This window comes from Amnibacterium sp. (assembly GCF_036559085.1).
GTDB lineage: Bacteria > Actinomycetota > Actinomycetes > Actinomycetales > Microbacteriaceae > Amnibacterium.
On sequence record NZ_DATBTU010000084.1, the window covers coordinates 1 to 4,778 of the forward strand.

A 4,778-nucleotide genomic window follows, 5' to 3' on the forward strand; every position below is an offset into this window, starting at 1 on the left:
TTGTTGAAGGAGGAGCGGACATGCAGGGTGACGCCGTGCCGGCGGGCGTATTCCACGGCGCGGATGTGCAGCACCTTCGCCCCGCCGGCCGCGAGCTCGAGCATCTCCTCGCTCGAGATCCGCCGGATGGGGCGGGCGCGGGGCACGATGCGGGGGTCGGCGGTGAAGATCCCGTCGACGTCGGTGTAGATCTCGCAGGTGTCGGCCTCGAGCGCGGCGGCGAGGGCGACGGCGGTGGTGTCGGAGCCACCGCGGCCGAGCGTGGTGATGTCGCCGGTGCCGCGGTTGAAGCCCTGGAACCCGGCGACGATCGCGATCGCGCCCTCGTCGAGCGCGCCGCGCACGCGGCCGGGCGTGACGTCGACGATGCGGGCCTGCCCGTGCTGCGCGTCGGTGATCATCCCCGCCTGGCTGCCGGTGAACGAGCGCGCGTCGTGCCCCATGCTGCGGATCGCCATGGCGAGCAGCGCCATCGAGATCCGCTCGCCGGCGGTCAGCAGCATGTCGAGCTCGCGCGGGGCGGGCAGCAGCGTCACCTGGTGCGCGAGGTCGAGCAGCTCGTCGGTCGTGTCGCCCATCGCGGAGACCGCGACCACCACGTCGTTCCCGGCCTTGCGGGTCTCGACGATGCGCTTGGCGACCCGCTTGATGCTCTCGGCGTCCGCGACGGACGAGCCGCCGAACTTCTGCACGATGAGGCTCATCAGGTCCTTCCGGATTCGGACAAGGGAGTCTATCGGCGGCCCGAGGGCGCGCCCCGCCCAGCCGGCCGTCGGCCGCTCCGGCCGGCTGATGCTGCAGGACGGCCTGCGTCGCGTCGGCGTGCTGCGCCGCCCGCAGCCGATCTGAGCCGGCGGGCCGCGGTCAGGCGGCGCGGAGGAACGGAATGAGCGCCCTGTTGACGGTGTCGGGCGCCTGCTCCGCCGGGTAGTGCCCGGCGTCCGCCGCGACGACGGCGTGCACCCGGGAGACCGAGCGCGACAGCGCCTCGGCGACCTGCCGGCCGCGGCCGAAGCGACCGGCGACGGCGAGGCCGGGGACCTGCAGGCGCCGCCGCGTCGCGCGGCGGACGGCCTGCGCATCCGCCTGCTCGGCCCGGTAGAGCGCGAGCGTGGTCTTCAGATGGTCGTCGCCGGCGTAGGCGCCCATGTAGGCGAACTGCGCGTCGAAGTCGAGCCCGGACGGGCCGGCGCTGCCGTCGAGGTAGGCGTCGACGGTGGCGTCGTGGCGGCCCGCGAGCAGCCGCTCGGCCACGCCCTCCGGGGCCTGGAAGAGCGGCAGGTGCCAGGTGGGGTAGGTCTCCGACTCGGTCGCCTCGACCTCGATACCCGGAGGCACGTCCTCCTCGACGACCACCGCGGCGACCCGTCCGGGCTGCTGCGCGGCCATCAGGACGGCGATCGTGCCGCCCCAGTCGTGGCCGACGACGGCGAAGCGCCCGATGCCGAGCGCGTCGAGCACGGCGAGCACCTCACCGGCGAGCGTCGCCTTCGAGAGGTCGCCGGAACCCGTGGAGTTCTCGCCGAGCCCGCGCGCCTCGATCGCGACGGCGCGGTAGCCGGACTGCGTGAGCGCGGGGATCACGTGCCGCCAGTGGAGGGCCGTGACCGGCCAGCCGTGCACGAGGACGACCACGGGTCCGCGACCCGTGTCCTCGACGTCGAGACAGGTGCCTGCACCGATGGGGACGAGCATGCGCGATTGTATGCGCGGCTCCCCCGCCGGGCGCCTGCGACGTGCGGTGGGTCCGCCGAGACTCAGTGGTCGACGAGCCGGCGGCCCTCGAAGGCGCGGCCGAGCGTGACCTCGTCGGCGTACTCGAGGTCGCCGCCGACCGGGAGCCCGGAGGCGAGCCGGCTGACAGGCACGTCCATGGTGCGCAGGAGCCGGGACAGGTACGTGGCCGTGGCCTCGCCGGTCATGTTCGGGTCGGTGGCGAGGATGACCTCCTGCACCTCGCCGTCCGCGAGCCGCTGCACGAGTTCCCGGATGCGCAGGTCGTCGGGGCCGATGCCGTCGATCGGGCTGAGCGCGCCGCCGAGCACGTGGTAGAGCCCGCGGTACTCGCGGGTGCGCTCGATCGCGGCGACGTCCTTCGGCTCCTCGACGACGCAGATCGAGGCGCGGTTGCGCCGCGGGTCGCGGCAGATGCCGCATCGCTCCTGGTCCGCGACGTTGCCGCAGAGGGAGCAGAACCGCACCTTCTCGCGCACCTCGAGCAGGATCTCGCCGAGGCGGCTGACGTCGAATCCGCGGGTCTGCACGATGTGGAACGCGATGCGCTGAGCGGACTTCGGGCCGATGCCGGGCAGGCGGCCGAGCTCGTCGATCAGCTCCTGGACGATCCCCTCGTACATCAGCCCACCTCACTCGGTGCCACGACGGTCTCCTCGAGGAAGCTCGCGCCGAGGATCTCACGCACGACCGCCTCGCCGTAGCGCTGCTCCGCCGGGACGGGCGTCGCGGTCGAGCGGGACGGCGCCGAGGCCGACGGTGCGGCGGCGACGGGGGCGCCGGCGGGCGTCCATCCGCCGGGCTCGGCGACCTCGGGAGGCGCCTGGCCGCCGTCGACCTTCGGCAGGAACTTCACGCGGATGCCGAGGACCGACAGGATCGCGGCACGCAGCACCTCGCTGGTGCCACCGCCGCTCGGGGCGGCCTGACGGAAGGTCTCGACGTCGCCGCGGCTGACGAAGGAGAGGGTGAGGACGTCGCCGTCGAGCGCCCGCGGATGCGAGGTGTAGACGACGGCCCACGCGCTGCGCTTGGTGCGCTGCACGGTCTCGAGGATCTCACTCCAGGCGTCGCGCACGTGCTGCAGCGTGACGGCGCCCGCCACCGGCGCGGTCATGGGGGCGACCACCTCGTCGGGTGCGGCCTCAGGTGCCCCGGCCCCTGCCACGGTGGGGGCCGAGACGCTGGGCGGGGCGACCGTGGGGGCGGCGACCGTGGGGACGGCGACCGTGGGCGGCGCGACGGTCGGCCTCGGGACCGCGGATGCAGCGGGGGCCGGCGCCTGGACCGTCGGTGCCGGTGCCTGGACCGACGGTGCCGACACGGAGGGCGCCGGCGGAGCGACCGTCTGCGCCGCGGGGCGGACGGCGGGGGCGGGCGGTGCGACGGACGGCTGGGGCGGCCGCACCTCGCCGGCCGGTCGCACCGGGACGGGCGCGGTGCGCGGAGCGGATCCCTCGCCGACCTCGACCCCGACTCGGCGCTCGAGCCGTTCGAGGCGCGCGATCGCGCCGCCGTCGCTGGCCGCGGCGGCCGGGACGAGCATCCGCGCGATCATCAGCTCGAGGTGGAGCCGCGGCGACGTGGCACCGACCATCTCGTCGAGCGCGTCGCTGACGGTGTCGGCTGCACGGGAGAGCTCGGCGGTGCCGAAGCGCTGCGCCTGCACGATGAGGGCGGCGATCTGGTCGGCGGGCGTGCCGCGCAGCACGGCGGCGGCCCCTTCGCCCGTGGCCGCGACGACGATGAGGTCGCGGAGGCGTTCGAGCAGGTCCTCGACGAAGCGGCGCGGGTCCTGCCCGGTCTGCACGATGCGGTCGACGGCCGCGAAGGCGCCGGCGGCGTCGCGCTCGGCGACCGCGGTGACGACCTCGTCGATCAGGGAGGTGCTCGTGTAGCCGAGCAGCGCGGTCGCGCGCTCGTAGACGACGGTGGTGCCCTCGGATCCGGCGATCAGCTGGTCGAGGAGCGACAGGGTGTCGCGCACCGATCCGCCGCCGGCCTTGACGACGAGCGGCAGCACGCCGGGCTCGACGGAGACGCCCTCGCTCTCGCACAGCTCGCCGACGTAGGCGAGCATCTGCGCCGGCGCCACCAGCCGGAACGGGTAGTGGTGGGTGCGGGACCGGATCGTGCCGATGACCTTCTCGGGCTCCGTGGTCGCGAAGATGAACTTCACGTGCTCCGGCGGCTCCTCGACGATCTTCAGCAGCGCGTTGAAGCCCTGCGACGTGACCATGTGGGCCTCGTCGAGGATGAAGATCTTGTAGCGGTCGCGGGCGGGCGCGAACACGGCCCGCTCGCGGAGGTCGCGGGCGTCGTCGACACCGTTGTGGCTCGCCGCGTCGATCTCCACGACATCGAGCGAGCCGCCGCCGCCGCGGCCGAGCTCGACGCAGCTGGGGCAGACGCCGCACGGGGTGTCCGTCGGCCCTTCGGCACAGTTGAGGCAGCGAGCGAGGATGCGGGCGGAGGTGGTCTTGCCGCAGCCGCGGGGACCGCTGAAGAGGTAGGCGTGGTTGACCCGGTCGGTGCGCAGCGCGGTGCGCAGCGGCTCCGTCACGTGGGACTGGCCGATGAGCTCCGCGAAGGTCTCCGGCCGATAGCGGCGGTAGAGGGCGGTGACCATCCCAGAAGGGTACGTGCGGGGTCGGACACCACCGGGCGCGTCGCGCGCCTTGTGCACAACCGATCGCCGCACCGCCGATTCCGGGCGCCTTCCGACATCCCGGGCGTCGTTTCGCGCCCGGATCGTCGGATCCCGCCCGGATCCGTGGACCTCGGCTCATGCCGGGCCACTTCGGACGTCGATGGGCGTCATCGGACGCCCATCGCGCCCGATCCGCCCGGTCCTCCGGCGTCGTCGCCGGGGGAAGAGAAAGGACCCCCCGCGCACCCGCCAGAGCCCGGTTGCCCTTGCTGCGTTTCCGCCCTGGGGGAGTTGGCCTGGATGGCGCCACGCGGGGAGCCGGCGTCCAGTGTACGAGGCGACGCGGCGGGCGGGCGACCCGCCGGGGGTGGGTGTCGGCGTCCCGCGGCCGGTA

General features: G+C 74.2%; 3 protein-coding genes, 1 other RNA gene and 1 pseudogene. All 5 read right to left on the bottom strand.

Annotated elements, in window-relative coordinates; all coding sequences use genetic code 11:
• On the bottom strand, positions 1-704 hold a 704-nt coding region (locus VIG76_RS15135), incomplete at its 3' end, for an aspartate kinase (protein WP_331955672.1).
• Positions 705-864: 160 nt separating this feature from the next.
• A complete protein-coding gene (locus VIG76_RS15140) occupies positions 865-1,695 on the bottom strand; it encodes an alpha/beta fold hydrolase (RefSeq protein WP_331955674.1) in 831 nt (276 codons plus the stop codon).
• Between the two features lie 62 nt (positions 1,696-1,757).
• Entirely contained in the window at positions 1,758-2,357 is a 600-nt protein-coding gene (recR, locus tag VIG76_RS15145; protein WP_331955676.1) for a recombination mediator RecR, read from the bottom strand.
• A gap of 269 nt (positions 2,358-2,626) precedes the next feature.
• A pseudogene (locus tag VIG76_RS15150) lies at positions 2,627-4,363 on the bottom strand (DNA polymerase III subunit gamma and tau); the annotation flags it as partial.
• Positions 4,364-4,610: 247 nt separating this feature from the next.
• Positions 4,611-4,707: signal recognition particle sRNA small type (gene ffs, locus VIG76_RS15155), an RNA gene on the bottom strand.
• Positions 4,708-4,778: the final 71 nt, after the last annotated feature.